The organism is Streptomyces ipomoeae 91-03, assembly GCF_000317595.1.
Classification (GTDB): Bacteria; Actinomycetota; Actinomycetes; order Streptomycetales; family Streptomycetaceae; genus Streptomyces; species Streptomyces ipomoeae.
This window is the reverse complement of the sequence record NZ_AEJC01000602.1, coordinates 1-3941: the sequence shown is the minus strand read 5'-3', so window position 1 is coordinate 3941 and position 3941 is coordinate 1. Positions and strand designations below refer to the sequence as shown.

4 protein-coding genes are annotated in these 3941 nt (G+C 68.5%); 2 read left to right on the top strand and 2 right to left on the bottom strand.

Features of this window, described 5'->3' with window-relative positions; all coding sequences use genetic code 11:
* Positions 1–4: 4 nt before the first annotated feature.
* Both hisS and STRIP9103_RS38810 read right to left on the bottom strand, forming a co-directional pair.
* Entirely contained in the window at positions 5–1267 is a 1263-nt protein-coding gene (gene hisS / locus STRIP9103_RS38815) for a histidine--tRNA ligase (RefSeq protein ID WP_009336645.1), read from the bottom strand.
* A 13-nt stretch (positions 1268–1280) separates the two neighbouring features.
* Positions 1281–1991 (bottom strand): MBL fold metallo-hydrolase, encoded by a 711-nt coding sequence (locus STRIP9103_RS38810; protein WP_009336647.1) that lies wholly within the window; start codon positions 1989–1991, stop codon positions 1281–1283.
* Positions 1992–2159: 168 nt separating this feature from the next.
* Here STRIP9103_RS38810 and STRIP9103_RS38805 point away from each other — a divergent pair, with 168 nt between their 5' ends.
* Entirely contained in the window at positions 2160–2996 is an 837-nt protein-coding gene (locus STRIP9103_RS38805) for a peptidylprolyl isomerase (protein WP_009336641.1), read from the top strand.
* Between the two features lie 136 nt (positions 2997–3132).
* Positions 3133–3941: DUF349 domain-containing protein (locus tag STRIP9103_RS38800; protein ID WP_009336643.1), on the top strand; the 809-nt coding region annotated here is incomplete at its 3' end.

Genomic DNA, 3941 nt, shown 5'->3' with positions numbered 1-3941 from the left:
CGGATCAGCCCAGGCGGGCCTCCAGCTCCGCCACGATCTCGTTCACGCCCACGGCGACCTGCTCACCGGACTCCATGTCCTTGAGCTGGACGACGCCCTCGGCGAGATCCCGCTCCCCGGCCACGATCGCGTACCGAGCCCCACTCCTGTTGGCGTTCTTCATCGCGCCCTTGAGTCCCTTCCCGCCGTACGAGAAGTCGGCCGCGATGCCCACCTTGCGCAGCTCGGTGACCTTCGTGAACAGGACGCGGCGAGCCTCCTCGCCCAGCGGGACCGCGAACACGCTGGTGGACGCCGGGAGTTGGAGCTCCACGCCCTCCGCCTCCAGGGCCAGGACCGTGCGGTCGACGCCGAGGGCCCAGCCGACGGACGGCAGCGCGGGGCCGCCGATCATCTCGGAGAGGCCGTCGTAGCGGCCGCCGCCGCCCACCGCGGACTGGGAGCCGAGACCGTCGTGGACGAACTCGAAGGTCGTACGGGTGTAATAGTCCAGGCCACGCACCAGCTTCGGGTCGTCCTCGAAGGAGACGCCCGCCGCCGTGATCAGCTCGCGCACCTCCTCGTGGTACGCCTTGCAGGCGTCGCAGAGGTAGTCGCGCAGGAGGGGGGCGCCCGACAGTTGCTTCTGGACCGACTCACGCTTGTCGTCCAGGACGCGCAGGGGGTTGATCTCGGCGCGGCGGAGGGTGTCCTCGTCCAGATCCAGCCCGCGCAGGAAGTCCTGGAGGGCGGCCCGGTAGACCGGACGGCACTCCTTGTCGCCCAGGCTGTTCAGCAGGACGCGGAAGTCCCGCAGGCCCAGCGAGCGGTACGCCTGGTCGGCCAGGATGATCAACTCGGCGTCGAGCGCCGGGTCCTCGGCTCCGATGGCCTCGGCACCGACCTGGGAGAAGTGGCGGTAGCGGCCCTTCTGGGGACGCTCGTAGCGGTAGTACGAGCCGGAGTACCAGAGCTTGACCGGGAGGTTGCCCGCCTTGTGCAGGTTGGCCTCCAGAGCCGCGCGCAGGACGGAGGCGGTGCCTTCGGGGCGCAGGGCCAGCTTGGTGCCGCCCTTGGTCTCGAAGGCGTACATCTCCTTGGTCACGATGTCGGTGGACTCACCGACACCGCGCGCGAACAGCTCCACGTTCTCGAAGCCGGGCGTCTCGATGTAGCCGTAGCCGGAGTTGCGCAGCGGCGCGGCGATCGCCTCGCGGACGGCGAGGTACTTGGCGCTGTCCGGCGGCAGCAGGTCGTACGTGCCCTTGGGGGCCTGAAAGGTGCTCACGGAAGGTCTCTTGTCACATTCCTCGTCGGGGAGTCCCGGGGACTCCCTGGCCGCCGGCGGCCACCTGCCGCAGATACGGGTTGGTGGCGCGCTCCTGGCCGATGGTCGTCTGGGGGCCGTGGCCGGACAGCACCACGGTCGAGTCGTCGAGCGGCAGGCACACGCGGGCCAGCGAGTCGAGCATCTCGGCCATGTCACCGCCGGGCAGGTCGGTGCGTCCGATGGAGCCGGCGAAGAGCAGATCCCCGGAGAAGAACACGGAGGGGATCTCCGCGGTCTCGGGCATCCGGAAGGTCACCGACCCCTTGGTATGGCCGGGCGCGTGCGCGACGGACAGCTCCAGACCGGCCAGCTGCAGCTCGGCACCGTCGGTCAGCTCCTTGACGTCGTCGGGCTCCCCGATGGTCAGCTCGCCCAGCAGCGGCATGCCGATGGAACGGCCGAGCCCCTTCTCGGGGTCGCTCATCATGTACCGGTCCTCGGGGTGGATCCACGCCGGTACGTCGTGCGCGCCGCACACGGGGACGACCGAGGCCACATGGTCGAGGTGGCCGTGGGTGAGGACGACGGCGACGGGCTTGAGCCGATGCTTCTTCAGCGTCTCCTCGACTCCCTGGGTGGCCTCGTGGCCCGGGTCGATGATCACGCACTCCTCACCGGCGGCGGGGGCGACCAGGTAACAGTTGGTCCCCCAGGCCCCGGCGGGGAACCCGGCAATGAGCACGATCGTCCTCGGATTCGTCGTACGGGGGTGGGTTGCTGTGGATCAGAGCCTACCGGCGCTGCCGTTTCCTCAGCGAACCCATATACGGTACGGGTCACACAGAGACAGTCGACTCACGAGACGCGCGACGCACCCGTCGACGTACGAGACGCATGAGGAGAGAACCCCGTGGTCAGCCAGGAGCAGCGGCGGCGTCAGCTCGCCCGGGAGAAGTTCTTGCGGCAGCAGCAGCGGCGCACCCAGGCACGGCGCAAGGCACATGTCCGGAACGCCGTGATCGCCTCGGTTCTCGGCGTGATCCTGGTCGGCAGTGTGGCGCTGTATACGACGGACGTCCTCAAGGGCGACGGCAAGAAGGACAACGCGAGCGCGGAGGTGACGCCGAGCGCGTCGCCGAGCAAGGCGCCGGACCCGTGCGAGAAGGCAGCCGAGGGCAAGGTCAAGGAGCTCACTTTCAAGAAGGAGCCCGAGATGACCATCGACAAGACCGCGAAGTACACGATGGATCTGCAGACGACCTGCGGTGACATCGGCATAGCGATGGACGCGGCGAAGGCCCCGCACACCGTGAACTCCTTCAACTTCCTCGTGAACAAGGGCTACTTGGACCACACCAAGTGCCACCGGCTCACCACGCAGGGCATCTACGTGCTCCAGTGCGGTGACCCGCAGGGCACCGGCATGGGCGGTCCCGGCTACACGATCCCGGACGAGAACCTGAAGGACTCGCGGCTGAAGGGCGATGTGTACCCGGCGGGCACGGTCGCCATGGCGAACCAGTTCAACGCGCAGACCGGTGAGGGCAAGAACAGTGGCGGCAGCCAGTTCTTCCTGGTGTTCCAGGACAGCCCGCTGCCGGCCAACTACACGCCGTTCGGCACGGTCTCCAAGGACGGCATGAAGGTTCTGAAGAAGATCGCCGATGCGGGCGAGAACACGGGAATGGGTGATGGGACGCCCAATGCGACCGTGGTGATCAACAAGGCGACTGTCAAGAAGTCCTGACCGCCGGCAGTGAAATTTCGGTCGCGCGGGATGCGGACAGGCAACCCGCCGGTCGCCTATGTTGGCCGTGACGAAACTGTGGACGATGCCCGGGGGAGCTTCAGGCCCCCCGCAGGCATCATGTGGAGGAGGCGCTGTGAGCAGCGACCGGTGGGGCCGCGTCGACGAGACGGGGACCGTGTACGTGCGTACGGCCGACGGCGAGCAGGTCGTCGGTTCCTGGCAGGCCGGCTCCCCTGAGGAGGCGCTGGCCTACTTCGAGCGCAAGTACGAAGGCCTGGTTGTCGAGATCGGCCTCCTCGAGAAGCGTGTGAAGACCACCGACCTGTCGGCGAAGGACGCGCAGGCCGCGATCGACCACATTCGGGAGCAGGTCGACGCGCATCACGTGGTCGGTGACCTGGACGCGCTGAGGAAGCGGCTGGACAAGCTCGTCGAGACCGTCGAGGCGCGTCGCGAGGAGCGCAAGCAGCAGCGGGCGAAGCAGACGGACGAGGCCCGGCACGCCAAGGAGGCCCTGGTCGCCGAGGCGGAGGAGCTGGCCCAGTCCGACCAGTGGCGGTCCGCCGGTGAGCGGCTGCGGGCGCTGGTGGACACCTGGAAGGGCCTGCCCCGGCTGGACCGCAAGTCCGACGACGAGCTCTGGCACCGCTTCTCGCATGCCCGCTCGGCGTTCTCCAAGCGCCGCAAGGCCCACTTCGCGCAGCTCGACGCGCAGCGCGAGGAGGCCCGCAAGACCAAGGAGAAGCTGGTCGCGGAGGCCGAGGCGCTGTCGAGTTCGACCGACTGGGGTCCCACGGCCGCGCGCTACCGCGAGCTGATGGCGGACTGGAAGGCCGCGGGCCGTGCCCAGCGCGAGCACGAGGACGACCTGTGGAACCGTTTCCGCGGTGCTCAGGACATCTTCTTCGCCGCCCGTAGCTCGGTGTTCGCCGAGCGCGACGC